Source organism: Burkholderia sp. BCC1998 (assembly GCF_905339875.1).
Taxonomy (GTDB): Bacteria; Pseudomonadota; Gammaproteobacteria; order Burkholderiales; family Burkholderiaceae; genus Burkholderia.
The window spans coordinates 73,945-100,017 of sequence record NZ_CAJPHE010000003.1; the positions used below are offsets into that span (position 1 = coordinate 73,945).

General features: G+C 66.0%; 20 protein-coding genes and 1 tRNA gene. 13 read left to right on the forward strand and 8 right to left on the reverse strand.

Annotated features, from left to right (window positions below; translation table 11 throughout):
- Positions 1-19 precede the first annotated feature (19 nt).
- The gene (gene xth / locus U5A56_RS06480) at positions 20-796 is read right to left on the reverse strand and encodes an exodeoxyribonuclease III (protein WP_321801080.1); all 777 of its coding nucleotides are present in this window, start codon (positions 794-796) and stop codon (positions 20-22) included.
- Positions 797-977: 181 nt separating this feature from the next.
- Here xth and U5A56_RS06485 point away from each other — a divergent pair.
- Positions 978-1,054, forward strand: a tRNA-Met gene (locus U5A56_RS06485).
- Between the two features lie 82 nt (positions 1,055-1,136).
- Here the strand turns inward: U5A56_RS06485 and U5A56_RS06490 are convergent.
- On the reverse strand, positions 1,137-1,829 hold the full coding sequence (locus tag U5A56_RS06490) for an aspartate/glutamate racemase family protein (RefSeq protein WP_321808645.1): 693 nt from the start codon (positions 1,827-1,829) through the stop codon (positions 1,137-1,139).
- Positions 1,830-2,031: 202 nt separating this feature from the next.
- Between U5A56_RS06490 and dinB the strand changes: the two genes are divergently transcribed.
- On the forward strand, positions 2,032-3,453 hold the full coding sequence (dinB, locus tag U5A56_RS06495) for a DNA polymerase IV (protein WP_321921489.1): 1,422 nt from the start codon (positions 2,032-2,034) through the stop codon (positions 3,451-3,453).
- Between the two features lie 60 nt (positions 3,454-3,513).
- Here the strand turns inward: dinB and U5A56_RS06500 are convergent, their stop codons facing one another.
- From U5A56_RS06500 to fixL, 4 genes are all read right to left on the reverse strand, one after another.
- Positions 3,514-5,601: a M3 family metallopeptidase gene (locus U5A56_RS06500; RefSeq protein ID WP_321921491.1), complete on the reverse strand. Its 2,088-nt coding sequence runs from the start codon at positions 5,599-5,601 to the stop codon at positions 3,514-3,516.
- A gap of 284 nt (positions 5,602-5,885) precedes the next feature.
- On the reverse strand, positions 5,886-6,743 hold the full coding sequence (folD, locus tag U5A56_RS06505) for a bifunctional methylenetetrahydrofolate dehydrogenase/methenyltetrahydrofolate cyclohydrolase FolD (protein ID WP_044849112.1): 858 nt from the start codon (positions 6,741-6,743) through the stop codon (positions 5,886-5,888).
- 236 nt (positions 6,744-6,979) lie between these two features.
- Positions 6,980-7,618 (reverse strand): oxygen response regulator transcription factor FixJ, encoded by a 639-nt coding sequence (fixJ, locus tag U5A56_RS06510; protein WP_006493245.1) that lies wholly within the window; start codon positions 7,616-7,618, stop codon positions 6,980-6,982.
- Positions 7,615-10,131: an oxygen sensor histidine kinase FixL gene (fixL, locus tag U5A56_RS06515; protein WP_124488317.1), complete on the reverse strand. Its 2,517-nt coding sequence runs from the start codon at positions 10,129-10,131 to the stop codon at positions 7,615-7,617. Before fixL ends, fixJ begins: the two co-directional genes overlap by 4 nt.
- Positions 10,132-10,401: 270 nt before the next feature.
- Between fixL and aceE the strand changes: the two genes are divergently transcribed.
- The 3 genes from aceE (at position 10,402) to lpdA (ending at position 16,871) form a co-directional block, all read left to right on the forward strand.
- Complete coding sequence (gene aceE, locus U5A56_RS06520) at positions 10,402-13,098, forward strand: pyruvate dehydrogenase (acetyl-transferring), homodimeric type (RefSeq protein ID WP_044849249.1); 2,697 nt, start codon at positions 10,402-10,404, stop codon at positions 13,096-13,098.
- A gap of 70 nt (positions 13,099-13,168) precedes the next feature.
- On the forward strand, positions 13,169-14,824 hold the full coding sequence (gene aceF / locus U5A56_RS06525) for a dihydrolipoyllysine-residue acetyltransferase (RefSeq protein ID WP_321819508.1): 1,656 nt from the start codon (positions 13,169-13,171) through the stop codon (positions 14,822-14,824).
- A gap of 277 nt (positions 14,825-15,101) precedes the next feature.
- A complete protein-coding gene (lpdA, locus tag U5A56_RS06530) occupies positions 15,102-16,871 on the forward strand; it encodes a dihydrolipoyl dehydrogenase (protein WP_257771793.1) in 1,770 nt (589 codons plus the stop codon).
- Positions 16,872-17,079: 208 nt separating this feature from the next.
- Here lpdA and U5A56_RS06535 read toward each other — a convergent pair whose 3' ends face one another.
- Complete coding sequence (locus U5A56_RS06535; protein WP_044848197.1) at positions 17,080-17,646, reverse strand: phasin family protein; 567 nt, start codon at positions 17,644-17,646, stop codon at positions 17,080-17,082.
- Between the two features lie 655 nt (positions 17,647-18,301).
- Here U5A56_RS06535 and pbpG point away from each other — a divergent pair.
- Positions 18,302-19,450, forward strand: a complete 1,149-nt coding sequence (gene pbpG / locus U5A56_RS06540; protein ID WP_321921495.1) for a D-alanyl-D-alanine endopeptidase — start codon at positions 18,302-18,304, stop codon at positions 19,448-19,450.
- Between the two features lie 99 nt (positions 19,451-19,549).
- On the opposite strand, the gene U5A56_RS06545 is transcribed toward pbpG, so the two are convergent.
- The gene (locus U5A56_RS06545; protein ID WP_014896621.1) at positions 19,550-20,359 is read right to left on the reverse strand and encodes an IclR family transcriptional regulator; all 810 of its coding nucleotides are present in this window, start codon (positions 20,357-20,359) and stop codon (positions 19,550-19,552) included.
- 182 nt (positions 20,360-20,541) lie between these two features.
- On the opposite strand from U5A56_RS06545, the gene U5A56_RS06550 reads away from it, so the two are divergent.
- The 7 genes from U5A56_RS06550 to iscU all read left to right on the forward strand — a co-directional run bounded on the left by U5A56_RS06550 (position 20,542) and on the right by iscU (position 26,071).
- Positions 20,542-21,264: a (Fe-S)-binding protein gene (locus U5A56_RS06550; protein WP_044848195.1), complete on the forward strand. Its 723-nt coding sequence runs from the start codon at positions 20,542-20,544 to the stop codon at positions 21,262-21,264.
- 35 nt (positions 21,265-21,299) lie between these two features.
- Entirely contained in the window at positions 21,300-22,712 is a 1,413-nt protein-coding gene (locus U5A56_RS06555; RefSeq protein WP_321921496.1) for a lactate utilization protein B, read from the forward strand.
- Positions 22,713-22,839: 127 nt separating this feature from the next.
- Positions 22,840-23,067, forward strand: coding sequence for a hypothetical protein (locus U5A56_RS06560; protein ID WP_321921498.1), 228 nt, complete (start codon positions 22,840-22,842; stop codon positions 23,065-23,067).
- Positions 23,068-23,168: 101 nt separating this feature from the next.
- Positions 23,169-23,651, forward strand: a complete 483-nt coding sequence (locus U5A56_RS06565; RefSeq protein ID WP_044848192.1) for a low molecular weight protein-tyrosine-phosphatase — start codon at positions 23,169-23,171, stop codon at positions 23,649-23,651.
- A gap of 117 nt (positions 23,652-23,768) precedes the next feature.
- Positions 23,769-24,308, forward strand: a complete 540-nt coding sequence (iscR, locus tag U5A56_RS06570; RefSeq protein WP_122945788.1) for a Fe-S cluster assembly transcriptional regulator IscR — start codon at positions 23,769-23,771, stop codon at positions 24,306-24,308.
- A 63-nt stretch (positions 24,309-24,371) separates the two neighbouring features.
- Positions 24,372-25,595 carry an IscS subfamily cysteine desulfurase gene (locus U5A56_RS06575; RefSeq protein ID WP_044848191.1) on the forward strand — a complete coding sequence of 408 codons (1,224 nt, stop codon included), beginning with the start codon at positions 24,372-24,374 and terminating at the stop codon, positions 25,593-25,595.
- A gap of 68 nt (positions 25,596-25,663) precedes the next feature.
- Positions 25,664-26,071, forward strand: a complete 408-nt coding sequence (gene iscU / locus U5A56_RS06580; RefSeq protein WP_009691729.1) for a Fe-S cluster assembly scaffold IscU — start codon at positions 25,664-25,666, stop codon at positions 26,069-26,071.
- Positions 26,072-26,073: the final 2 nt, after the last annotated feature.

Sequence of the window (26,073 nt, forward strand, 5' to 3'; positions counted from 1 at the left end):
GCGCGAGCGGGCAGGGCGTTCAGCTGACGACCGCGATCACAGGCGTGTGGTCGGACGGCTGTTCCCACGTGCGCGGCACGCGATCGACCTCGCACGACGTGCAGGTTTCGGCGAGCGCCGGCGACAGCAGGATGTGGTCGATGCGCAGCCCCGCGTTGCGGCGGAACGCGAACATCCGGTAGTCCCACCACGTGAAGGTCTTCTCGGGCTGCTCGAAGCGGCGGAACGCATCGACGAAGCCGAGTTCGATCAGCTTCGCGAAATGCGCGCGCTCCTGCGGCGACACGAGGTTCTGGCCTTCCCATTTCGCCGGGTCGTGCACGTCGCGGTCTTCCGGCGCGATGTTGTAGTCGCCGAGCAGCGCGAGCTTCGGGTAGCGCTGCATCTCGGTGCCCAGCCACGCGTGCAGCGCATCGAGCCACTGCATCTTGTAGACGAACTTGTCGGAGTCGGGTGCCTGGCCGTTCGGGAAATACGCGGACACGATGCGCACGCCTTCGACCGTCACGGCGACCACGCGCTGCTGCGCGTCGTCGAAGCCGGGGATGTTGCGCACGACGTCCGATTCGTCGACGGCGAGCGTGTCGCGCGCGAGGATCGCGACGCCGTTGTAGGTCTTCTGGCCCGCGAACCAGCTGCGGTAGCCGATCGCTTCGAGATCGGCGCGCGGATATTTCTCGTCCGGCAGCTTCAGTTCCTGCAGGCACAGCACGTCGGCTCCGCTTTGCGCGAGCCAGTCGAGCACGTGCTGCTTGCGGACGTTGAGCGAGTTGACGTTCCAGGTGGCGATTTTCATGAACGGGAATGCGTGCGGGGTGAATGCGAAGGCCGCCATCTTACCGCGAGCACGGGGCGCGAACGCGCGCGACACACGATGCGAAGCCGGTGCCGTGCGTGTCGATATCGACGGCCCGCGAAGAATTTGTGACAAAAGTATTGACGTGAGTGCTTCATCACCCTATAATTTATTTCTCTGACGCGGGGTGGAGCAGTCTGGCAGCTCGTCGGGCTCATAACCCGAAGGTCGTAGGTTCAAATCCTACCCCCGCAACCAAGCACACCAGACGATGTGCAGCGCAAGTGACCGATGCGCGCTTCGTCGACAGGAACCCGGCCCCGTGCCGGGTTTTTTGTTTTCAGCCCGCCGCCCACTCGACCGCCGCCTTCGCATGCAGCGCGGTCGTATCGAACACCGGCAGCGGCACATCGTCCGCGCCGATCAGCAGCGTGATTTCCGTACAGCCGAGTATCACCGCCTGCGCGCCGCGTTTCGCCAGTTCCTCGATGATCGACACGTAGGTCGCGCGCGACCCGGCATCGATCACGCCATGACACAGCTCGTCGTAGATGATCCGGTGCACGTCGTTGCGCGCGGATTCGTCCGGCACCAGCACGTCGAGGCCGAACTTGTCGCGCAGGCGCTCCGCATAGAACGGCAGCTCCATCGTGTAGCGCGTGCCGAGCAGCGCGACGCGCTCGACGCCGGCGGCGCGCAGCGCGGCGCCGGTCGGGTCGGCGATGTGCAGGAACGGCAGCGATACGGCAGCCTCGATCGCGCCGTGCACGCGGTGCATCGTGTTGGTCGTCAGCACGACGAGATCGGCGCCGGCCGCTTCGAGCCGACGCGCGGCATCGGCCATCCGTTCGCCGAGCGCCGCCCAGTCCTGCGCGCGCTGCAGCGCTTCGATCTCCGCGAAATCCACCGTGACCAGCACGCTCTTCGCGTTGTGATGGCCGCCGTGCAGCGCCTTCGAATGGCGATTGATCATCCGGTAGTACTCGGCCGACGATTCCCAGCTCATCCCGCCGATGAGTCCGATCGTTTTCATCCGTCACCTGTGCGTTTCATATGTCGTGGCAGACGAGTATAGGGGCCGGCCCGGGCGCGCGGCGGTACGATCCGCGCGAAGCGGACCGGTACGGCATTGCCGGTCGGGGGTGGCCGGCGAGCGGGCGGAGGCGATCCGAGGCGGTCCGGCTGCGCCGGGCGTCGGCCGAACGCGGCAGCACGCGACAGTTGAAACGGGCACTGTGTTTTTGTACAGTATCGGCACCGTGAATCCGACCATCATCCCGCCTGCCGATCCGCGCGGGTCGCCGCCCGGCGACGCGCCGTCGCGCGTGCGCAAGATCATCCACTGCGACTGCGACTGCTTTTACGCGTCGGTCGAGATGCGCGACGACCCGTCGCTGCGCAACCGGCCGCTCGCCGTCGGCGGCCGGCCCGACCAGCGCGGCGTGATCGCGACCTGCAACTACGAGGCGCGGCGCTACGGCGTGCATTCCGCGATGTCGTCGGCGCTCGCGATGCGCAAGTGTCCGGACCTGCTGATCCTGCCGTCCGCGATGGACAAGTACCGTGCGGCGTCGCGGCAGATCATGGCGATCTATCGCGACTACACGCACGACGTCGAGCCGCTGTCGCTCGACGAGGCGTACCTCGACGTCAGCGGTTCGCAGCTGTGCCAGGGCAGCGCCACGCTGATTGCGCGGGAGATTCGCCAGCGCGTGTACGACACGGTCGGCGTGACGGTGTCGGCGGGTGTCGCGCCGAACAAGTTCATCGCGAAGATCGCGTCCGACTGGAACAAGCCCGACGGCCTGTTCGTCGTGCGGCCGCATGAGGTCGATGCGTTCGTCGCGGCGCTGCCGGTGCGCAAGCTGCACGGCGTCGGCCAGGTGACGGCCGCGCGGCTCGACCGGCTCGGCATCCAGACCTGCGCGCAGTTGCGCGGCTGGTCGCTGATCGACCTGCATCGCGAGTTCGGTGCGTTCGGCCGGCGGCTGTACCAGCTGGCGCGCGGCATCGACGAGCGGCCGGTGCGGGCCGACCAGGAGCGCAAGTCGGTCAGCGTCGAGACGACCTACGTGACCGACCTGACGACGCTCGAGCAATGCGCGGACGAGATCCGCCGCCTCGTCGTGCAGCTCGACGCGCGCATCGCGCGCGCCGGCGCGGCCCGCACGATCCGCAAGCTTTACGTGAAGATCCGCTTCGCCGATTTCCAGCGTACGACGGTCGAGTGCGTGGCCGACGCGACGAACGCGCAGACGGCCGTCACGCTGCTCGCGAAGGGGCTGCAACGGCGCGCGCAGGCCGTGCGGTTGCTCGGCGTGGGCGTGCGCATCGACGAGGACACGGCCGAACGTCACGGGCAGTTTTCGCTGTTCGATGACGATGCGGACGATGCGGACGAGGGGGCTGATACTGACGCCGCTGCCGCTGCCGCTGCCGCTGCCGCTGCCGCTGCCGCTGCCGCTGCCAACGCCAACGCCAACGCCAACGCCAACGCCAACGCGGCAACCGACGCAACCGACCCGAACGACGTGAACGGCGCGAACGAGGCGAACGAGGCGAACGAGGCGAACGAGGCGAACGAGGCGAACGAGGCGAACGAGGCGAACGAGGCGAACGAGGCGAACACCGCCAACGACAAACCTCCCACGCCATGAAAAAAGGCACCGCCGCAGCGGTGCCTTTCGATGCAACCGGACAAGCCGGACAGCGCGCGCTCAGTGCGCGGGCGAGGCCATCCCGTTGTGACGCAGCAGCGCGTCGATTTCCGGCTCGCGGCCGCGGAACGCCTTGAACGAATCCATCGCCGGCCGGCTGCCGCCGACTTCGAGGATTTCGCGGCGATAGCGCGTGCCGGTCGCCGCGTCGAGCACGCTGCCGCTGGCGGCGGCCGCTTCCTCGAACGCCGCGTACGCGTCGGCCGACAGCACCTCGGCCCACTTGTAGCTGTAGTAGCCGGCCGCATAGCCGCCCGCGAAGATGTGGCTGAACGTGTTCGGCCAGCGCGAGAACGCGGCCTGCGGGATCACGTGGTAGCGCTCGTTGATCTCGCGCGCGAACGCATTCACGCCGGTCGTGCCGGCCGGGTCGAAGTCGACGTGCAGCAGCATGTCGAACATCGAGAACACGATCTGGCGCAGCGTGCCGAGGCCGCTCTGGAAGTTCTTCGCGGCGATCATCTTGTCGAACAGCTCGCGCGGCAGCGCGGCGCCCGTATCGACGTGCGACGACATCGACGACAGCACGTCCCATTCCCAGCAGAAATTCTCCATGAACTGCGACGGCAGCTCGACCGCATCCCATTCGACGCCGTTGATGCCCGACACGCCGAGCTCGTCGACGCGCGTGAGCATGTGATGCAGCCCGTGGCCGAATTCATGGAACAGCGTGATGACCTCGTCGTGCGTGAAGCAGGCGGGCTTGCCGCCGACGGGTGCCGAGAAGTTGCAGGTCAGGTACGCGACCGGCGTCTGCACCGCGTCGCCGCGCTTGGCGCGCGCACGCGCATCGTCCATCCACGCGCCGCCGCGCTTGCCTTCGCGTGCGTACAGGTCGAGATAGAACTGCGCGACGAGCGAGCCGTCGCGGTTCTCCACGCGGAAGAAGCGCACGTCCTTGTGCCACACCGGTGCGTCGTCCGGCTTGATCCGAACGCCGAACAGCGTTTCGGTGACGTTGAACAGGCCCTTCAGCACGGCCGGTTCCGGGAAGTACTGCTTGACCTCGTTTTCCGAGAACGCGTAGCGCTGCTGACGCAGCCGCTCGGCCGCGAACGCGACGTCCCACGGGGCGAGCTCGGTCAGGCCGAGTTCCGTCGCGGCGAACGCGCGCAGTTCGTCCCAGTCCTTGTCCGCGTGCGGACGCGCGCGCGTCGCGAGATCCTCGAGGAACGCGATCACCTGTTGCGGCGATTCGGCCATCTTCGGCGCGAGCGACACTTCGGCGAAGTTGCGGTAGCCGAGCATCTGCGCCTCTTCGCGGCGCAGCTTCAGCTCGTCCGCGACGATCGCCGTGTTGTCCCACTCGGCCTTGCCGCCGCCGTATTGCGGCCCGAGTTCGGACGCGCGCGTCGCATACGCGCGGTACAGCGTCTCGCGCATCGCACGGTTCTCGGCGTACTGCAGCACCGGGAAGTAGGACGGAAAGTGCAGCGTGAACTTCCAGCCTTCCTTGCCTTCCTTCTGCGCGGCCTCGCGGGCCGCTTCGATCGCATCGCCCGGCAGGCCGGCCAGCTCGGCCTCGTCCTGCGCGAAATACGCATACGCGTTGGTCGCGTCGAGCACGTGGTCGGAGAACGCCTTCGACAGCGCGGCCTGCTGCTCCTGCAATTCCGCGAAACGCGGCTTCTGATCCTCGGGCAGCTCGGCGCCCGACAGGCGGAAATCGCGCAGGGCGTTGTCGAGGATCTTCTTGCGCTCGGCGGACAGCGTCGCGTATTCGGCGCTCGCGGCGATCGCCTTGTACTTCTCGTACAGCGCGAGGTTCTGGCCGACGCTCGACCAGAATTCGGTCACGCGCGGCAGGTTTTCGCCGTACGCGGCGCGCAGCTCCGGCGTATCGGCGACCGCGTTCAGGTGGCCGACGACGCCCCATGCGCGCCCGAGCGGCTCCGTCGCCTGCTCGACCGTCTCGACGATCGCGGCCCAGGTCGCCGGCGTCGCGGGTGCGCTCGCCGTGTCGACCGCGCGGTTGGCGGCATCGAGCAGCGTGTCGAGCGCGGGCGTCACGTGTTCCGGACGAATCTCGCCGAAGCGGGGCAGGCCGGAGAAATCGAGGAGCGGATTGGTGTTGGCGCTGGCGGACATTAAGACTCCCTGTCTGTTGCCGGATGAACCGGGGTGAAAAGGGTGAGGCGCGATGCGGCGGCGCCCGATATCGACATTATTGGGGCGCATCGCGCGCTTTCCAATCGTTAGTTTCTAACGAGGCGATTGGCGCTGGGCGACGCGGAGCCCGAAAGGGTCGAAAGGGGCGGAATGAAGCGGAGCGCGGCAGTGTGGCAGGGCGCTGACGCGGCCGCGACGGGCGGCCGACGGGACGCCGGCGCACGCATGCGCGCCGGCTGGACGGGCGAGAGGGGCGAAGGCGCTCAGGCGGCCGCGGCGGCGCGCTCGGCGGCTTCGATCGTGTTGATCAGCAGCATCGTGATGGTCATCGGGCCGACGCCGCCCGGCACCGGCGTGATGTGGCCGGCGACTTCCTTCACGCCGGCGAAGTCGACGTCGCCGCACAGCTTGCCCGCGTCGTCGCGGTTCATGCCGACGTCGATCACCGTCGCACCCGGCTTGACCATGTCCGCCGTCAGGATGTTGCGCTTGCCGACCGCGGCGACCACGACGTCGGCCTGGCGCGTGTGCGCGGCGAGGTCGCGCGTCTTGCTGTGGCAGATCGTCACGGTCGCGCCGGCTTCGAGCAGCAGCATCGCCATCGGCTTGCCGACGATGTTCGAGCGGCCGATCACGACGGCGTTGGCGCCTTGCAGCGGGATGCCGTGCGCTTCGAACATCTTCATCACGCCGTACGGCGTGCACGGGCGGAACAGCGGCTTGCCCGTCATCAGTGCGCCGGCGTTCGCCACGTGGAAGCCGTCGACGTCCTTCTCCGGCGCGATCGCCTCGATCACCTTGTGGCTGTCGATGTGCGCGGGCAGCGGCAGCTGGACCAGGATGCCGTGGATCTTCGGGTCGCGGTTCAGTTCATCGATGCGCGCGAGCAGGTCGGCTTCCGACAGCGTGTCCGGATACGCATCCTTCTGCGAGAAGAAGCCGTTGTCCTCGCACGCCTTGATCTTGTTGCGCACGTAGACTTCGCTCGCCGGGTTGGCGCCGACGAGGATCACCGCGAGGCCGGGCTGGTGGCCGCGTGCGGTCAGGGCGGCGGCGCGTTCGGCGGCCTGCGCGCGCAAGGTCTTCGAGAGGGCGTTGCCGTCGATGAGGAGGGCTGTCATGGTGGTGGTCCTGCCGGGAAGTTGGAATGCGGGCGTACGGCGCGCGAAACGCCGCAGCAAAACACGCAATTATACCGGTCGCCTGCCGTCGTCCGACAGCGAATACAAGGAAAGCGTCATGGCGGCGGTGCCGGCGCCCCGGGAGGTGGCGCCGGACCGTGCCGCGCGAGTGGGCCGCATCGCGCGGCGCGGCGGTGCGGCCGGCCGGGCAGGCGCCCGGCGGCCGCGCGCAACGTTCAGGCCTGCTTCTTCGACAGCGCGAGGCGCAGCAGATCGGCGACCGTGTTGACGTTGAGCTTTTCCATGATGTTCGCGCGGTGCGCTTCGACCGTCTTGATGCTGATCCCGAGATCGTCGGCGATCTGCTTGTTCAGGCGGCCGGCGATGATCCGCTCGAGCACCTGCTGCTCGCGCGCGGTCAGCTTCGACAGGCGCTCGCTCGCCGCGCGCTGTTCCTGGACGCTCTTGCTTTCGCTTCGGGCCTTGTCGAGCATCCGCTCGACGAGCTTGCGCAGCTCGGCCTCGTCGAACGGTTTCTCGATAAAGTCCATCGCACCCTTTTTCATCGTCGACACGGCCATCGGCACGTCGCCGTGGCCCGTGACGAAGATGATCGGCAGCGCGGCGTTGTCGGCGATCAGGCGCTCCTGCAGCTCGAGGCCGCTCATGCCCGACATCCGCACGTCGAGGATCAGGCAGGCGATCTGGCCGGCCTGCTGCGCCGGCTGGTACGCATCGAGGAACTGCTCGGCGCTCGAGAAACATTGCACGCGATAGCCGTTCGCCTCCAGCAGCCAGCGCAGCGAGTCCCGTACGGCTTCGTCGTCGTCGACGACGAAGACAGTTTCCTGAGTGGTGGTGACAGGGCTATTCATAGTTCTCCCGTAACGGTATGTGATGCCGATGCCTCGCGCCCCCCTTGGCCGAGATCAGCGGGTTCCCCAATGGGCAGGCTGCAGTGGAATGTCGCGCCGGAAATGCGGCCGTCCGGTTCGACATTGTTGACCACCCACAGACGCCCCCGATGCGATTCGATGATCGAACGGCAGATGTTCAGCCCCATGCCCATGCCGTCGGACTTGGTGCTGTAAAACGGTTCGAACAGGCGTTCGGCGGTCGCTTCGTCGACGCCCGGACCCTGGTCGATCACGCGGATGTCGACGAAACCCGCATCGATGTCGGCGACGACGCGGATCACGCCGTCCGCCGACGCCGGCTTCACGTCGGCCATCGCCTCGGCCGCGTTCTTCATCAGGTTCACGAGCACCTGCTCGATCAGCACGGGGTCGACATAAATAATAGGCATTCTTGCGAGGATTTCCGTGACGATCCGGATCCTGCGCTTCCTGGCCTCGATTTCGGCGAGCCCGACTGCGTCGGCGACGATGTCCGCGACCCGCGCCGGCTGGCGCTTCGGCTCGCTGCGCTTCACGAATTCGCGGATCCGCTTGACGATCATCCCCGCGCGCAGCGCCTGCTGCGCGGTCTTTTCCAGCGCGGGCTGCAGCGTCTCGGGCGTGCCGCGGCCGCTCTTCACGAGCGCGAGCGTGCCCGAGCAATAGTTGTTGATCGCGGCGAGCGGCTGATTCAATTCGTGCGCAATCGACGACGCCATTTCACCCATCGTCATCAATCGGCTCGTGAACTGCAGCTTCTCTTCCTGCTGGTGCGCGAGTTCCTGCGCCTTCTTGCGGGTCGTGATGTCGGTCGCGATCTGCATCTGCGCGAGGTGTCCGTCCACCCACTGGATGTACTGGCGGCGCACCTCGAACCACTTCTGGATGCTCTCGACGTACACCTCCTGCGCGTCTGCCGTGCTGCTCGTCAGCGCGGCGGCCGGCAGGCCCGCGAACGCATCGACCATGTCGATCGAGTCGGACGACGCCTGCGCGCGGTCGAAGCCGCCGCCCGACAGCTCGAGGTGGCCGTCCGGGCGGATCCCGAACAGGTGGCGGTAGTAGCGGTTCGCGAACAGCAACTCGGCTTCGTCGGCGGCCAGCACCGATACCGCGGCGTCGAGGCTTTCGAGCACCGTCGTGAAGCGCTCGTGCGCGGCCGCGAGTTCCTCGCGCGCGCGCTTCGGCTCGGTGATGTCGGTCATCGACGACATCCATCCGGTCTGGCGGCCGGAGCTGTCGATCAGCGGCGAAACGTAGAGGCGCGCATGGAACAGCGTGCCGTTCTTGCGCCGCACGCGCAGCTCGAAGCCCGAGCTCGGTGCCTTGCCGCGCAGCGTCATGTCGAGCTGGCGCTGCATTTCGGGATACGAGTCGCGCGGCCAGTAGGGGAACGGTGCGACCTTGCCGACGAGGTCGGTTTCGTCCCAGCCCGTCATCCGGCAGAACGCGGGGTTCACGTGCGTGATGCGGCCGTGCATGTCGAGCACGCGCATGCCGATCAGCACCGAATTCTCCATCGCGCGGCGGAAGAACGCCTCCGCATACAGCGCCTGCTGTGCCTCGAAGCGTTGGCGCGTGTGCTTCCACAGGCTCCAGAGGCTCCACAGCACGAAGCACGACAGGCCGGCCACGAGCCACACGAGCGTGTTGTTGGTCAGGTTCGTGAGCTGCGGGAACGCGTACACGCGCACGGTCAGCCCCTGGCCGGGCGGGTCGAGCGGCAGGTCGTAGTGGGAGTCGCGCGGCAGGCGCGGGCGCGTCGACGTGGACGACAGCTCGCGGTTGTTCGAGTCGGTGATCGAGATCTTGTACTTCGACGACAGCTCCTGCGGGATGTCGTGCTTCAGGATTCCTTCGACCGAGAACACCGCGGCGAGCGAGCCGAGATATTCGCGGTCGCCGCGCATCACGGGCGTCTGCAGCGTGATGAAGCCGTTGCCGAAGTCGTCGTAGATCAGCGGCGAATAGGCCTGGCGGCGCGTGCTGCGCGCTTCGTCGTACGCGCCGCGCACGGCGTCCTGCATCTGCGCGTCGCCGGGTTTCGCGAGCCGCTGGCCGAGCAGCGGAGGATGCACGGTCGGCCAGCGCTGCACGCCGGGCGCGGTGTACCAGTTCAGATAGAGGATTTCCGGATGCGTCTGCATCACGTCCGCGACGGCCATCTGGAATGCGTTCTGGTCGAGGCGGCCGGACGCGAGATCGCGCGACAGCGCCTGCAGCTGCTCCTGCGCGCCCGTCATCGACAGGCGGATCTGCTGCTGCGCCCACGCGACGTTACGGAACAGGGTGTCTTCCTGCTGCTGCTGTTCGCGGCGATTGAGGCTCCATAGAATGAGGCTCATCACCACGAGGAACACGAGGATCGACAGCAGCGGCGTCAGCAAATAGGAATTGGACCACCACGGTCCGTGGTGCCAGCGGGACGGCTGCGACTCCGCCGGCGGGCCCGACGGTCGCGCCGAGCGTGCGAAAAGCCGATCGGTCAACATGGCAGGATTGTAGCGCAGCGCAATACATGGAAAACCTATACCGGATATGTTGAACGGAAACGGATTTATGCCCGCGGCGCGTGCCGGAGAGGCCCGCCGCAAGGGTGCAGCGCAGCAATATTCCGCATTACGAGAAAAGATCTCATAATTCGAAAATTCTGTTGCGCGGGGCCGGCGACGCTCATTACAATCCGTCGGAGCTTGCCCGCAGGCCGCGCCGCGTCGTCTGCACGAGAGCGATCCTCACATTCCAGGACCCAGGAGACGAGAATGTCCGCTGTACCGAACGAAGTGATGAAATATGTCGCCGCCGAACGTGACGACGACCCGCAAGAAACCGTTGAATGGCTCGAGTCGCTCGACGGCGTGATCTCCTCGGTGGGCACCGGCCGCGCGCATTACCTGATCGAAAAGCAGATCGAGTTCGCCCGCATGCACGGCGAACACCTGCCGTTCTCCGCCAACACCCCGTACATCAACACGATCCCGGTCGAAGCCCAGGCGAAGATTCCGGGCGACCAGGACCTCGAGCACCGCATCCGTTCGTACACGCGCTGGAACGCGCTGGCGATGGTGCTGCGCGCCGGCAAGGATACGAACGTCGGCGGCCACATCGCGTCGTTCGCATCGGCCGCGACGCTCTATGACGTCGGCTACAACCACTTCTGGCACGCGGCGTCCGACCAGCATGGCGGCGATCTCGTGTTCGTGCAGGGCCACTCGTCGCCGGGCGTGTACTCGCGCGCGTTCCTGCTCGGCCGCCTGTCGGAAGAGCAGCTCGACAACTTCCGCCAGGAAGTCGACGGCAAGGGCATCTCGTCGTACCCGCACCCGTGGCTGATGCCGGACTTCTGGCAGTTCCCGACGGTGTCGATGGGTCTCGGCCCGATCATGGCGATCTACCAGGCACGCTTCATGAAGTACCTGGAATCGCGCGGCATCGCGAAGACCGCCGGCCGCAAGGTCTGGGCGTTCCTCGGCGACGGCGAGACGGATGAGCCGGAATCGCTCGGCGCGATCGGCATGGCGAGCCGCGAGAAGCTCGACAACCTCGTGTTCGTGATCAACTGCAACCTGCAGCGTCTCGACGGCCCGGTGCGCGGCAACGGCAAGATCATCCAGGAACTGGAATCGGAATTCCGCGGCGCCGGCTGGAACGTGATCAAGGTCATCTGGGGCAGCCGCTGGGATGCGCTGTTCGCACGCGACAAGACGGGCGCGCTGATGCGCCGCATGATGGAAGTCGTCGACGGCGAATACCAGACGTACAAGTCGGAGTCGGGCGCGTTCGTACGCGAACACTTCTTCAACACGCCTGAACTGAAGGCGCTCGTCGCCGACTGGTCGGACGACGACATCTGGGCGCTGAACCGCGGCGGCCACGATCCGCACAAGATCTACGCGGCGTTCCACGAAGCGACCAACACGAAGGGCGCGCCGACCGTCATCCTCGCGAAGACCATCAAGGGCTACGGGATGGGCGAGTCGGGCCAGGCGATGAACATCACGCACCAGCAGAAGAAGCTGCCGGTCGAGCAACTGAAGAAGTTCCGTGACCAGTTCCGCCTGCCGATCACCGACGAGCAGATCGCCGACGTGCCGTACCTGAAGTTCGAGGAAGGCTCGAAGGAACTCGAATACATGCGCCAGAAGCGCATGGACCTCGGCGGCTACCTGCCGCATCGCCGCGAGAAGGCGACGTCGCTGCCGGTGCCGGCACTCGACGCATTCGAGCCGCTGCTGAAGGGCACGGGCGAAGGCCGCGAGATCTCGACGACGATGGCGTTCGTGCGGATCCTGAACATCCTGCTGAAGGACAAGGCGCTCGGCAAGCGCGTCGTGCCGATCGTCCCGGACGAATCGCGCACGTTCGGCATGGAAGGCCTGTTCCGCCAGATCGGTATCTGGAACCAGGAAGGCCAGAAGTACGTGCCGGAAGATTCCGACCAGCTGATGTTCTACAAGGAATCGGAAACCGGCCAGATCCTGCAGGAAGGCATCAACGAAGCGGGCGGCATGTGCGACTGGATCGCGGCGGCGACGTCGTATTCGACGCACGGCGAGATCATGGTGCCGTTCTACATCTTCTATTCGATGTTCGGCTTCCAGCGGATCGGCGACCTGGCATGGGCGGCGGGCGACATGCGCTCGCGCGGCTTCCTGCTCGGCGGCACCGCGGGCCGCACGACGCTGAACGGCGAAGGCCTGCAGCACGAAGACGGTCACTCGCTCCTGTGGGCCGCATCGGTGCCGAACTGCATCAGCTACGACCCGACGTTCGGCTACGAACTCGCGGTGATCGTCCAGGACGGCCTGCGCCGCATGGTGCAGGAGCAGGAAGACGTGTACTACTACATCACGGTGATGAACGAGAACTACGAGCACCCGGCGATTCCGCAGGGCGAGCACGTGGCGGCCGACATCATCAAGGGCATGTACGCGTTCAAGAAGGCCGACGCGGACGCGAAGGCGCCGCGCGTGCAACTGCTCGGCGCGGGCACGATCTTCAACGAAGTGATCGCTGCCGCCGACCTGCTGAAGAACGACTGGGGCGTCGCGGCCGACCTGTGGAGCGTGCCGAGCTTCACCGAACTCGCGCGTGAAGGCCACGAGATCGAGCGCTGGAACCTGCTCCATCCGACCGAGGAGCGTCGCCTGTCGCACGTGCAGAAGTGCCTGAAGGACACGCAGGGTCCGGTCATCGCATCGACCGACTACGTGCGCGCGCTGGTCGACCAGATCCGCGGCCAGATCGATCGCCGCTTCGTCGTGCTGGGCACGGACGGCTTCGGTCGTTCGGACACCCGCGAGAAGCTGCGTCACTTCTTCGAAGTCGACCGTCACTGGGTCACCGTCGCCGCGCTGAACGCGCTGGCCGACGAAGGCACGATCGAGCGCAAGGTGGTCGCGGACGCGATTGCCAAGTACAACCTCGATCCGTCCAAGCCCAACCCGATGACCGTTTAACGCACACGCGCCGTGTGATGCCGCGCGCCGCTTCCGGGAGGGGCGCGCGCGGCCATGGAGACACAAAAAGATGAGTCAAGCGATCGAAGTGAAGGTGCCGGATATCGGCGATTACAAGGACGTGCCCGTCATCGAGGTGCTCGTGAAGGTGGGTGACACGGTCGAGCCCGAGCAGTCGCTCGTCACGCTCGAGTCGGACAAGGCGACGATGGACGTCCCGAGCCCGGCAGCCGGCACGGTCAAGGAAGTGAAGATCAAGGTGGGCGATTCCGTGTCGGAAGGCTCGCTGATCGTCCTGCTCGAAGGCGGCGCCGCCGCTCAGGTGAACGGTGCGGCCGCGCCGGCAGCCGCACCGGCTCCGGCGGCAGCGCCCGCACCGGCACCGGCTGCAGCCGCGCCGGCTGCCGCGCCGGCAGCGTCGGGCGGCACGCTCGAGGTGAAGGTGCCCGACATCGGCGACTACAAGGACGTCCCGGTGATCGAGATCGGCGTGAAGGTCGGCGACACGGTCGAGAAGGAGCAGTCGCTCGTCACGCTCGAGTCCGACAAGGCGACGATGGACGTGCCGAGCCCGGCCGCCGGCGTCGTGAAGGAAATCAAGGTCAAGGTGGGCGATTCGGTGTCCGAAGGCACGCTGATCGTGCTGCTCGACGCCGCTGGCGGCGCGCCTGCCGCCGCGCCGCAGGCGAGCGCACCGGCTCCGGCCGCTGCCGCGCCGGCACCCGCCGCCGCACCGGCACCCGCGAAGGCTGCACCGGCTCCGGCTGCTGCTGCCGCGCCGGCCGCCGCAGCGTCGGGCGAGTACCGCGCGAGCCACGCATCGCCGTCCGTGCGCAAGTTCGCGCGCGAGCTCGGCGTGGAGGTCGCACGCGTGCAGGGTAGCGGTCCGAAGGGCCGCATCACGAAGGACGACATCACCGGCTTCGTGAAGGGCGTGATGACGGGCCAGCGCGCGGCACCGGCCGCGGCAGCCGCGCCGGCAGGCGGCGGCGAGTTGAACCTGCTGCCGTGGCCGAAGGTCGACTTCTCGAAGTTCGGCCCGTTCGAGGCGAAGCCGCTGTCGCGCATCAAGAAGATCTCGGGCGCGAACCTGCATCGCAACTGGGTGATGATCCCGCACGTCACGAACAACGACGAAGCGGACATCACCGAGCTCGAAGCGTTGCGCGTGCAGCTGAACAAGGAGCACGAGAAGGCGGGCGTGAAGTTCACGATGCTCGCGTTCGTGATCAAGGCGGTCGTCGCCGCGCTGAAGAAGTTCCCGACCTTCAACGCGAGCCTCGACGGCGACAACCTGGTGTTCAAGCAGTACTACCACGTCGGTTTTGCCGCGGACACGCCGAACGGCCTCGTCGTGCCGGTGATCCGCGACGCGGACAAGAAGGGCCTCGTCGACATCGCGAAGGAAATGGCCGAGCTGTCGAAGGCCGCGCGCGACGGCAAGCTGAAGCCGGACCAGATGCAGGGCGGCTGCTTCTCGATCTCGTCGCTCGGCGGGATCGGCGGCACGAACTTCACGCCGATCATCAACGCGCCGGAAGTCGCGATCCTCGGGTTGTCGCGCGGGCAGATGAAGCCGGTGTGGGACGGCAAGCAGTTCGTGCCTCGACTCACGCTGCCGCTGTCGCTGTCGTATGACCATCGCGTCATCGATGGCGCGGAAGCCGCGCGGTTCAATGCGTATCTCGGCGCGTTGCTGGCCGATTTCCGTCGCATCATTCTTTGATGAGCGTGGGAGTGGCTCGCGGGGGCGTGGGTTTTGTGTCGGTCATCCATGCCTCGTCGTTGAACCTGTTTCGCTAACGGTCTATTAGCGTCGCCCCTGCGCGGGGCGGCGGTCACTTTTCTTTGTCTTCCAAAGAAAAGTAACCAAAAGAAAGGCGCGTCCTTGGGCGGACGGCAAAGGTGGTCCTGCCCAGGTTCGCGTTCTTTTGTCAGGCCGTAGTCGGTTCTTGTGCGAGTTCCTCCCCCTCTGTCTGCAGCTAATCAAGAAGGGGACAGTAATGAGTCTCATCGAAGTCAAGGTTCCGGATATCGGCGATTTCAGCGGCGTCGATGTCATCGAAGTCAACGTGAAGCCGGGCGACGTGATCGAAAAAGAGCAGACGCTCATCACGCTCGAATCGGACAAAGCCTCCATGGAAGTGCCCAGCGACGTCGCCGGCACGGTCAAGGAAGTCAAGGTCAAGGCCGGCGAGAAAGTCTCGCAAGGCACCGTGATCGCCATCGTCGAAGCAGCGGCAGGCGCAGCCGCGCCCGCGAAAGCAGCCGAACCCGCAAAGGCCGCAGCACCGGCTCCGGCCGCCGCGCCCGCCGCCGCCCCGGCCGTCGCTCCGCAAGCCGGCAGCTACAGCGGCTCCGCCGACATCGAATGCGACATGCTCGTGCTCGGCGCCGGCCCCGGCGGCTACTCGGCTGCGTTCCGCTCAGCCGACCTCGGCATGAAGACGGTGCTCGTCGAACGCTACTCGACGCTCGGCGGCGTCTGCCTGAACGTCGGCTGCATCCCGTCGAAGGCGCTGCTGCACACGGCGCTCGTCATCGACGAAGCCGCGGCGCTCGCGTCGCACGGCATCTCGTTCGGCAAGCCGGAAGTCGATCTCGACAAGCTGCGCGACTTCAAGGGCGGCGTCGTCAAGAAGCTGACGACGGGCCTCGCCGGCATGGCGAAGGCGCGCAAGGTCGAAGTGGTCACCGGCGTCGGCGCGTTCGTCGATCCGTATCACATGGAAGTGCAGGGCGAAAACGGCAAGAAGGTCGTCAAGTTCAAGCAGGCAATCATCGCCGCCGGCTCGCAGGCGGTGAAGCTGCCGTTCATGCCGGAAGACCCGCGCGTCGTCGATTCGACGGGCGCGCTCGAACTGCGCCAGCTGCCCAAGCGCATGCTCGTGATCGGCGGCGGCATCATCGGCCTCGAAATGGCGACGGTGTACGCGACGCTCGGCGCCGAGATCGACGTCGTCGAAATGATGGACGGCCTGATGATGGGCGCGGACCGCGATCTCGTGAAGGTCTGGGAAAAGTACAACGCGAAGCGCTTCGGCAACGTGATGCTGAAGACCAAGACGGTCGGCGCGGAAGCGAAGGAAGACGGCATCTACGTGAAGTTCGAGGGCGAGAAGGCGCCGGCAGAAGCGCAGCGCTACGACCTCGTGCTGGTGGCGGTGGGCCGCAGCCCGAACGGCAAGAAGATCGGTGCCGACAAGGCAGGCGTCGCGGTCACCGACCGCGGCTTCATCGACGTCGACAAGCAGATGCGCACGAACGTCCCGCACATCTTCGCGATCGGCGACGTCGTCGGCCAGCCGATGCTCGCGCACAAGGCCGTGCATGAAGGCCACGTCGCAGCGGAAGCCGCGCACGGCGAAAAGGCGTACTTCGACGCGCTGCAGATCCCGTCGGTGGCGTACACCGATCCCGAAGTGGCGTGGGCCGGCAAGACCGAAGACCAGTGCAAGGCCGAAGGCATCAAGTACGGCAAGGCCGTGTTCCCGTGGGCCGCATCGGGCCGCGCGATCGCGAACGGCCGCGACGAAGGCTTCACGAAGCTGATCTTCGACGAGGAAACCCATCGCGTGATCGGCGGCGGGATCGTCGGCCTGAACGCGGGCGACCTGATCAGCGAAGTGTGTCTCGCCGTCGAGATGGGCGCGGACGCGGAAGACATCGGCAAGACGATCCATCCGCACCCGACGCTCGGCGAATCGATCGGCATGGCCGCCGAGCTGTACGAAGGCGTCTGTACGGACCTGCCGCCGCAACGCAAGAAGTAACGCAATCGGCTCGGCCGGCCTCGCGCCGGCCACGAAAAACGCCGCCGCCCGGGATACCCGGACGGCGGCGTTTTCTTTTGCCCGCGGCCGACGGCAGTGCCCGGTCCGTGCCGCGCCATCGCGCCGGCGCCACCGGGATGCCCGGATGCCCCGTCGCCGGAAACAAAAAAGCCGCGCAGTGCGCGGCTTTGTCAGGAGCAGGGGACGCTTACGCGGCCGGCTTGCTCGAACGGCGCGATGCAGCAGCGCTCGCAGCCTTCGTCGCGACAGCGGCAGCCGCGTTGAAGTTCGTTTCGGCGATCTCGACGGCTTGCTTGGCAGCCTTCTGGACCGTTTCGTACGTCGTGTTCGCAGCGTTCAGTGCCGACTTCAGTGCGGCGACAGCCGTTTCCGAACCGGCCGGAGCGTTCTTCGCGACGTTGTCGACGAGTGCCTGGACCTTCTTGTTCTGCTCTTCGAATTGCGCTTCGGCAACCTTCGCGAACTCGGCTTGCGTCGACGACGCGATTTCATACAGGTGACGGCTGTACGACAGCACCTTTTCCGCGACCGGCTGCGACAGGCTCGCTTGCAGCGCGATCAGTTCCTGTGCGTCCTTCACCGACAGCAGGCGCTGCGCGTTTTCCTGGCTTTCGGTCAGCGTCGACTTCACGACCTGCAGGTTGAGTTCGATCAGCTTTTCGACGCCTTCGAACGCCTTGGTCGTCAGACCGAACAGGCTTTCGAGGTTGGCTTTCTGTGCGGCGGCGATTTGCTCGGGGGTCAGCAAGGACATGTCAAGCTCCTGAAAAGCGATCACGTCGATCGCAGGGATAAAGGGCACTACGATGGGGAACCTCGGCGCCGCGTGCTTTGTGCAACGCAGCAATGAGTCATATTTTAGGGCAGAGAAAAGTCTTGTCAAGCACTTTTTGTGCATTGCACAATCGCGACAAATTATCGATAAAACAACGGGTTATCGCGGCCGGTTCGGAATCGGTTTCAGACGTGTTCCCACATGGTGCGCACTTGGCCGGGGCAGGCGCGCCGCACCGTGATCATGCACAGGTAAACCTGACAGGCATGTGGAACGTTATGCTTCTGTTCCTGTCGAAAAGCGCGCCGTTTCGCGATGCGCATGCCGTGGCGACGTGCCGCCGCCGCGGTCAAGACCGGTGCCTGGTACACCGAACGCCGGATACGTACTTTCCCCGCTTTAATTCGTCGCCAAAGTGACGTTATCTCAATTAACCGCGTGGTAATTCGGGAGACGGGTACTGTCGGGCGGCGCATCCCATGAATTTTTTCGATGGGAGCGCGAGGGTTGATCGACTCATCGTTGGTCGACCCTTACATTCCGGTTTAACGACGATCGGTAAGTGCCTAATATTGCTCTTTTTTTCAGCTTTAACTACACTTGCGGAAACCCCGCCCGCTTTGTCCAGACCCCAATGAAAGCCGAATCGTTTTCACCGCGCAGATTGTTGCAGAGCATGACGCTCGGCACGGCTGTGTCGGTCGCCGTCGCCTTGCTGGCGACCGCCGCGTCCGTCGCGCCCGCTGACGCCTTTGCCGCCACTGCGAAGACCCACCAGGCCGCCAAGAAAGCCGCTTCCTCTTCGGCAACGAAGAGGACGGTGAAGGCCGCCTCCGCGAAATCCGCCAACGTCGCGTCGGCCGATGCGCCGAAGGCGTCGCGCAAGCGCGCGACGCTCGCGTCGAACGTGCACGGCCACCGCGGCGCGGTGCGCAAGGTCGCGTTCCAGCCGCGTCGCCCGACGGTCGGCCAGGCATTCGGCCTGCACGACACGCCGGACGCGCTCGCGCTGCGCTCGAGCGTCGCGTACGTCGTCGACCAGAACACCGGCGAGTCGCTGTTCGACAAGAATTCGCTCGCCGTCGTGCCGATCGCCTCGATCTCGAAGCTGATGACGGCGATGGTCGTGCTCGACTCGAAGTCGCCGATGACCGACCAGATCGAAGTCACCGACGAAGACCGCGACTACGAGAAGGGCACGGGTTCGCGCCTGTCGGTCGGCTCGGTGCTGTCGCGCGAGGACATGCTGCACATCGCGCTGATGGCGTCGGAAAACCGCGCGGCCGCCGCGCTGTCGCGCTACTACCCGGGCGGCCGTCCGGCGTTCATCGCCGCGATGAACGCGAAGGCGAAGTCGCTGGGCATGAACGACACCCACTTCGAGAATTCGACGGGCCTGTCGAGCTCGAATGTGTCGAGCGCACGCGACCTCGTGAAGATGGTCAACGCGGCATACCAGTACCCGATGATCCGGCAGTTCTCGACCGATCGCACGTACGACGTCAATACGGGCAAGCGCAACCTGGTCTACAACAGCACGAACGCGCTGATCCGCGGCAACGGCTCGTGGGACATCGGTCTGCAGAAGACGGGCTTCATCAACGAGGCGGGCGAATGTCTCGTGATGCAGGCGACGATCCATGGCCGGCCGATGGTGATCGTGCTGCTGGATTCGTTCGGCAAGTATTCGCGCTTCGCCGACGCGGCACGCCTGCGCAACTGGCTCGACGCCGGCGGCGGCGAGCGCCTGACGGCCGCCAATACGGCGAACGGCGGCACCTGAGCGTGTCACGGCGGTTCGCCGCCGTGCCGATCGCCGCAAAGAAAAAGCCCCGCGATGCGGGGCTTTTTTCGTTCGGCGCCATGCTGCGGGCGGCGCGGCTCATGCGTGCCGTTGCAGCCCTTCGGCATCCTTCGCGGGCGCGGGCCGGTAGCCGAGCGATTCCGAGATGGTCAGCGCGGTGCGGCTCAGCTGGCCGAGCCACGCGTCCTGCAGGCGGTCCGCCGGGGCCGACAGCGACAGGCCCGCGACGAGCTTGCCCGAGTCGTCGTAGATGCCGGCCGCGATGCAGCGCACGCCCAGCTCCAGTTCCTCGTTGTCCCGCGCGCACGATTGCTGGCGCACGAGTGTCAGCTCGCGCTCGAGCTTCGCGATGTCGGTGATGCTGTTCTGCGTATGGCCGGACAGCCCGGTGCGCGTCGCATAGGCGCGCACGCGCGAGGTTTCGTCGACCGCGAGAAACAGCTTGCCGACCGACGTCAGGTGCAGCGGCGCGCGGCCGCCGATCGCGCGGACGACCTGCATCCCCGAGCGCTCGGAATACGCGCGCTCGATATAGACGATTTCGTCGCCCTGACGCACCGACAGGTTCACGGTCTGGCCGGTCAGGCGATGCAATTCGCGCATCGGCATCAGCGCAGCGTCGCGTACCGACAGGCGCGCCTTCACGAGGTTGCCGAGTTCGAGCAGCCGCATGCCGAGCCGGTAGGTGCCGGGATCGGAGCGGTCGACGAGGCGGCAGGTCACCATGTCGTTGAGGATGCGGTGTGCGGTCGACGGATGCAGCTCCGTGCGCTGCGCAAGCTCTTTCAGGCTGACGGGGTCGCTGTGCGCGGCGAGCGCGTCCAGCAGCCGCATCATGCGTTCGATCACCTGGATCGACGTTTTGGAATCCGGGGTGGGTTGGCTCATGTCGGGGGAGAATCGGTTGACGCGTCAAGCGGTGTTGCGTCGATTGTATCTCGTATCGTGAAAAAAGCGAACGCCGTTCGAGGAAGTCCTCGTTTCCGGCATCGCGCACTTGCGCGCGTGCCGGCGTTGGTCTTGCCGGCCAAACGGCGGATAATGAGAGCCGTTTTCTCGAAGGAGCGCGTATGCGAGTCGGTTTGTTCGTGACCTGCCTGGTCGACCTGATGCGTCCGGAAATCGGCTTTTCCGCGCTGAAACTGATTCGCGAAGCCGGCTACGAAGTGTTCGTGCCGCCCGCGCAAACCTGCTGCGGCCAGCCGGCCTACAACTCGGGCGACCGCGCGCTCGCACGGGATCTCGCCGAAAAGACGCTGCGCGAGTTCGAGCAGTTCGATTACGTCGTCGCGCCGTCGGGCTCGTGTGGCGGCATGATCCGCGCGCACTACGGCGACCTGTTCCGCGACGACCCCGAACTGATGGGGCGCTATGCGCGATTCCAGCAGAAAGTCTACGAACTGACCGATTTCCTCGCGAACGTCGCGAAGGTGACGCTCGCCCCCGGCGAATTCACGGGTCCCGTCACCTATCACGACTCATGCTCGGGCCTGCGCGAGCTCGGCGTGAAGGCGCAGCCGCGCGCGCTGCTCGCGCAGCGCGGCGTGGCCGTCACCGAGATGAAGGACTGCGAGCACTGCTGCGGTTTCGGCGGCACGTTCGCGGTCAAGTACGGCGACATTTCGGCGGCCATCGCGGACGAAAAGTGCGCGAACGTGCGCGCGTCCGGTGCGGGCGCCGTCGTGCTCGGCGATCTCGGCTGCATGCTGAACATCGAAGGGCGGTTGCGCCGCACGGGCGATCGCGACACCCGCGTGCTGCACGTCGCGCAGGTGCTGGCGGGCGACGTCTGACGCCCGGTTCCCGCTTACTTTTCCTCGATACCGCGATGCAAGTTCAATCGATGCATTTCAAGGCGCGCGCCGGCCAGAAGCTGGCCGACCAGCGCCTGCAGCAGAACCTGAAGAAGCTGTCGACGAAGTTCGTGTCCGCGCGCGCCGATGCGATGACCGCGATCGACTTCCAGGCGACGCGCGCCGCGCTGAAGGCGCGCCGCAACCGTGCGCTGGAGAACCTCGACGTGTGGCTCGAGGCGTTCGAGCGCGAGGCGACGCGGCGCGGCACGACGGTGCTGTTCGCGGAAACGACCGCGGACGCCGCGCGGCTCGTCGCCGACATCGCACGGCGTCACGACGTGAAGAAGGTCATCAAGACGAAGTCGATGGTGTCCGAGGAAATGCGCCTGAACGCGGTGCTCGCCGAGATGGGCGTGCAGTCGATCGAGACGGACCTCGGTGAATACATCCTGCAGATCAACGACAACGAGCCGCCGAGCCACATCATCGCGCCCGTCGTGCACAAGGACAAGGACGAGATCGCCGATCTGTTCGCGCGCACGCACCACCGCGAGCGGCTGACCGAGATTCCGGACATGACGCGCGAGGCGCGCGAGGTGCTGCGCCCGCATTTCCTGTCGGCCGACATGGGCGTGACGGGCGGCAACTTCGTGATCGCCGAGACGGGGTCGGTTGCGCTCGTCACGAACGAAGGCAACGAAGGGATGTGCACGGTGATGCCGCGCGTGCATGTCGCGGTGACGGGCATCGAGAAGGTGCTGCCGACGCTCGAGGATCTCGCGACCGCGATGCGTCTGCTGCCGCGCTCGGCGACCGGCCAGAAGACCTCGAACTACTTCTCGGTGCTGACCGGGCCGCGCGGCCCCGGCGACGAGGACGGCCCGGAACACAACTACGTGGTGCTCGTCGACGGCGGCCGCACGGGCCTGATCGGCGGCGAATTCCAGGAGATGCTGCGCTGCATCCGCTGCGGCGCGTGCATGAACCATTGCCCGGTTTACCAGAAGGTCGGCGGGCACGCGTACGGATGGGTCTATCCGGGCCCGATGGGGTCGGTATTGACGCCGAGCTACGTCGGGATCGACCGTGCGCTCGACCTGCCGCAGGCCGCGACGCTGTGCGGCGAATGCGACAGCGTGTGCCCGGCCGGGATCCCGCTGTCGCACCTGCTGCACACGCTGCGCGAGAAACAGGTCGAGCGACACCTGCGGCCGTGGCGCGAGCGCGCCGCGCTCGCCGCGTGGGGCTTCGTCGCGCGCCGGCCGCTCCTTTACGCGCTGACGACCAAGCTCGCGGTACGGATCCTGGAGCGGCTGGGCAGCAACGGCGGCTCGCTGCGGCGCCTGCCGATGATGGGCGGCTGGATGGACACGCGCGACATGCCGACGCCGACCGGCCGGACGTTCCGCGAACTGTACGCGGCCTCGCAAAGCCACCTGGGCTGACGACTGTTCATCGGGCGGCAACAGTGCGTTCGCTATTCATGTATTTATCTTGATAGGTGCGGTCTATAGAATCCTGCCTGTAGTCCCCGGAATCGGGTTTCGGGGCATGAGGTCAAGGAGCCGCATCATGAAAAAGACAATATCGATGTACTGGCCGCTGGCAATCGTCGTCCCGCTCGCGGCGGCCGCTTATCTGCACGCGATGACCGACGCGCCGGCGCGTGGACCGATCGCCGTTCACCAGGCATCGGCCGAACTCGCGCGCGCGGTGTCGTTCGGTCTGGTCGACGACGCGGCGAAACCGTTACCGGCCGCATCCGGCGACGTCGTGCTCGCCGCGCCCAAGGCGCTGTAAGGCACGCCGCCGTCGCTTCGCGCGGCGGCGCGATTCCGGGCGCCTTTGTATAATGGCGCGTTCTTCTCCCGCGCGGCTCGCCGCCGCTTTCCGATAGTGCGATGACCCGCGTTGCGATCTGTTTCGTCTGTCTCGGCAATATCTGCCGTTCGCCCACCGCAGAAGGCGTGATGCGCCACCAGGTGGACGCGGCCGGGCTGGCCGACCGGATCGAGGTCGATTCGGCCGGTACCGGCGACTGGCACGTCGGCGAGCCGCCCGACACGCGCGCGCAGGCGGCGGCCCGCATCCGCGGCTACGACCTGTCGGCGCTGCGCGCGCGGCAGGTGAGCGCGGCGGATTTCGAGCGGTTCGACCTGCTGCTGGCGATGGACGAAGCCAATCTCGCGGAATTGCGGCGGCGCTGCCCGCCCGGGCAGCGCGACAAGGTGCGCCTCCTGATGGAATTCGCGCCGGGCGCGGCCGAGACCGAAGTGGCCGATCCTTATTTCGGCGGCGCGCAGGGCTTCGAACAGGTGCTCGACCAGGTCGAGCGCGCGTGCGCGGGCCTGCTGGACACCCTCCGGAGCGGCGCCGCACGCTGATCGCGGCGGGGTATTCAGCGGTCTGCGAATACCCTGTCGAAGACATGGATACTTGACTAAAAACGTCAAATATTTATACTTGACCAAAATCGTCAAGATTGCAGTCCCCTAGACACCATGAGACTCACCACCAAAGGCCGTTTCGCCGTCACGGCGATGATTGACTTGGCACTGCGCCAGGAGCAGGGCCCGGTGACGCTTGCAGGCATCAGCCAGCGCCAGCGGATTTCGCTCTCGTATCTCGAACAGCTGTTCGGCAAGCTGCGCAGGCATGAAATCGTCGAATCCGTGCGCGGCCCGGGCGGCGGCTACAACCTCGCGCGTCGCGCGCAGGACGTCACCGTCGCCGACATCATCATCGCGGTCGATGAACCGCTCGACGCCACGCAGTGCGGCGGCAAAGGCACGTGCGACGGCTCGAAGCAGCCCGACGGCCATTGCATGACGCACGAGCTGTGGTCGACCCTGAACCAGAAAATGGTCGAATACCTCGATTCGGTATCGCTGCAGGATCTCGTCGATCAGCAGCGCGCACGCGAGGGCGCGCCCGCGGTGCTGCGCGACCGGCGCACGCCGGAGCCCGCCGCGGCGCCGGCCGAACCGGTGCGCACGATGCCGCTCGGTCCCAATTCGGTGTTCAACATCGCGAGTTCGTGAGCGCGAACGCGCCGCACACCCCATAACGCACATAGTCCCTGCACAGAATACCCGGAGCGACAGATGACCCAAGAGACTCTCCACCTGCCCATCTACATGGATTACAGCGCGACGACGCCGGTCGACCCGCGCGTGGTCGACAAGATGGTGCCGTACCTGCGCGAGCAGTTCGGCAACCCGGCATCGCGCAGCCACGCGTACGGCTGGGATGCGGAACGCGCGGTCGAGGAAGCGCGCGAACAGGTGGCTGCGCTCGTGAACGCGGATCCGCGCGAGATCATCTGGACGTCCGGCGCAACGGAATCGGACAACCTTGCGATCAAGGGTGCCGCGAACTTCTACAAGGGCAAGGGCAAGCACATCGTCACGGTGAAGACCGAGCACAAGGCCGTGCTCGACACCTGCCGCGAGCTCGAGCGCGACGGCTTCGAAGTCACCTATCTCGACGTGAAGGAAGACGGCCTGATCGACCTCGACGTGTTCAAGGCCGCGCTGCGCCCGGACACGATCCTCGTATCCGTGATGCACGTGAACAACGAGATCGGCGTGATCCAGGACATCGAGACGATCGGCGAGATCTGCCGCGAGAAGGGCATCGTGTTCCACGTGGACGCCGCACAGTCGACCGGCAAGGTCGAGATCGACCTCGCGAAGCTGAAGGTCGACCTGATGTCGTTCTCGGCGCACAAGACCTACGGCCCGAAGGGCATCGGCGCGCTGTACGTGCGCCGCAAGCCGCGCGTGCGCATCGAAGCGCAGATGCACGGCGGCGGTCACGAGCGCGGCATGCGTTCGGGCACGCTGGCGACGCACCAGATCGTCGGCATGGGCGAAGCGTTCCGCATCGCGCGTGAAGAAATGGCGACCGAGAACGAGCGCATCCGCATGCTGCGCGACAAGCTGCTGCGCGGCCTGTCGCAGATCGAGGAAACGTACGTAAACGGCGACATGGAGCACCGTGTCCCGCACAACCTGAACATCAGCTTCAACTTCGTCGAAGGCGAGTCGCTGATCATGGCGATCAAGGACGTCGCGGTGTCGTCGGGCTCGGCTTGCACGTCGGCGTCGCTGGAGCCGTCGTACGTGCTGCGTGCACTCGGCCGCAACGACGAACTCGCGCACAGCTCGATCCGCTTCACGGTCGGCCGCTTCACGACGGAGCAGGACGTCGACTTCGTGATCAACCTGCTGAACAGCAAGATCGCGAAGCTGCGCGAACTGTCGCCGCTCTGGGAAATGCACCAGGAAGGCATCGATCTGTCGACGATCGAATGGGCCGCACACTGAACACCGCATTGAGTACATTCGCGGGCGGATTTGCGCACGCAGACGTAACGAGTCAAGGAGTTTGAGTCATGTCATACAGCAACAAGGTTCTGGATCACTACGAAAACCCGCGTAACGTCGGTTCGTTCGCGAAAGACGACGACGCGGTCGGCACGGGCATGGTCGGCGCGCCGGCCTGCGGCGACGTGATGAAGCTGCAGATCCGCGTCGGCGCGGACGGCGTGATCGAAGACGCGAAGTTCAAGACGTACGGCTGCGGCTCGGCCATCGCGTCGAGCTCGCTCGTGACCGAGTGGGTGAAGGGCAAGACCCTCGACGAGGCACTGTCGATCAAGAACACGCAGATCGCCGAAGAGCTGGCCCTGCCGCCGGTGAAGATTCACTGCTCGATTCTCGCGGAAGACGCGATCAAGGCAGCCGTGGCCGACTACAAGAAGCGCCACGACACCAAGGAAGGCGATCAGGCAGCAGCCTGAGC

Bases quoted from the DNA above. Each gene is read 5' to 3' on its own strand.
- U5A56_RS06490 (WP_321808645.1), bottom strand. From the start codon at position 1,829: ATGAAAACGATCGGACTCATCGGCGGGATGAGCTGGGAATCGTCGGCC.
- xth (WP_321801080.1), bottom strand. From the start codon at position 796: ATGAAAATCGCCACCTGGAACGTCAACTCGCTCAACGTCCGCAAGCAG.
- U5A56_RS06500 (WP_321921491.1), bottom strand. From the start codon at position 5,601: ATGTCCGCCAGCGCCAACACCAATCCGCTCCTCGATTTCTCCGGCCTG.
- pbpG (WP_321921495.1), top strand. From the start codon at position 18,302: ATGAAAGCCGAATCGTTTTCACCGCGCAGATTGTTGCAGAGCATGACG.
- U5A56_RS06560 (WP_321921498.1), top strand. From the start codon at position 22,840: ATGAAAAAGACAATATCGATGTACTGGCCGCTGGCAATCGTCGTCCCG.
- aceE (WP_044849249.1), top strand. From the start codon at position 10,402: ATGTCCGCTGTACCGAACGAAGTGATGAAATATGTCGCCGCCGAACGT.
- U5A56_RS06555 (WP_321921496.1), top strand. From the start codon at position 21,300: ATGCAAGTTCAATCGATGCATTTCAAGGCGCGCGCCGGCCAGAAGCTG.
- U5A56_RS06545 (WP_014896621.1), bottom strand. From the start codon at position 20,359: ATGAGCCAACCCACCCCGGATTCCAAAACGTCGATCCAGGTGATCGAA.
- iscU (WP_009691729.1), top strand. From the start codon at position 25,664: ATGTCATACAGCAACAAGGTTCTGGATCACTACGAAAACCCGCGTAAC.
- U5A56_RS06575 (WP_044848191.1), top strand. From the start codon at position 24,372: ATGACCCAAGAGACTCTCCACCTGCCCATCTACATGGATTACAGCGCG.
- fixJ (WP_006493245.1), bottom strand. From the start codon at position 7,618: ATGAATAGCCCTGTCACCACCACTCAGGAAACTGTCTTCGTCGTCGAC.
- aceF (WP_321819508.1), top strand. From the start codon at position 13,169: ATGAGTCAAGCGATCGAAGTGAAGGTGCCGGATATCGGCGATTACAAG.
- fixL (WP_124488317.1), bottom strand. From the start codon at position 10,131: ATGTTGACCGATCGGCTTTTCGCACGCTCGGCGCGACCGTCGGGCCCG.
- U5A56_RS06565 (WP_044848192.1), top strand. From the start codon at position 23,169: ATGACCCGCGTTGCGATCTGTTTCGTCTGTCTCGGCAATATCTGCCGT.
- lpdA (WP_257771793.1), top strand. From the start codon at position 15,102: ATGAGTCTCATCGAAGTCAAGGTTCCGGATATCGGCGATTTCAGCGGC.
- iscR (WP_122945788.1), top strand. From the start codon at position 23,769: ATGAGACTCACCACCAAAGGCCGTTTCGCCGTCACGGCGATGATTGAC.
- folD (WP_044849112.1), bottom strand. From the start codon at position 6,743: ATGACAGCCCTCCTCATCGACGGCAACGCCCTCTCGAAGACCTTGCGC.
- U5A56_RS06550 (WP_044848195.1), top strand. From the start codon at position 20,542: ATGCGAGTCGGTTTGTTCGTGACCTGCCTGGTCGACCTGATGCGTCCG.
- U5A56_RS06535 (WP_044848197.1), bottom strand. From the start codon at position 17,646: ATGTCCTTGCTGACCCCCGAGCAAATCGCCGCCGCACAGAAAGCCAAC.